Annotated in this window: 1 pseudogene; it reads right to left on the bottom strand. The window is 67.6% G+C overall.

Annotation, left to right across the window (positions count from 1 at the left end):
* Positions 1-346: pseudogene (locus AK963_RS34580) on the bottom strand (hypothetical protein); the annotation flags it as partial.

Here is a 346-nt window from a genome sequence, read left to right as displayed (position 1 = left end):
GGTGCCGGTGGTCACCGTGTCAGGTGTGCCACTGCCGGTACTGGTGGTGCCGGATCCCGTGACCGGATTTTCCCCGGTGCCGGTGGTCACCGTGTCAGGTGTGCCGCTGCCAGTACTGGTGGTGCCGATGACCGGGCTTTCCCCGGTGCCGGTAGTCACCGTGTCAGGTGTGCCACTGCCGGTACTGGTGGTGCCGGATCCCGTGACCGGGCTTTCCCCGGTGCCGGTGGTCACCGTGTCAGGTGTGCCACTGCCGGTACTGGTGGTGCCGGATCCCGTGACCGGATTTTCCCCGGTGCCGGTGGTCACCGTGTCAGGTGTGCCGCTGCCAGTACTGGTGGTGCCG

Source organism: Endozoicomonas atrinae (assembly GCF_001647025.1).
GTDB classification, from domain to species: Bacteria; Pseudomonadota; Gammaproteobacteria; order Pseudomonadales; family Endozoicomonadaceae; genus Endozoicomonas; species Endozoicomonas atrinae.
This window is presented reverse-complemented; position numbering and strand designations above follow the sequence as displayed.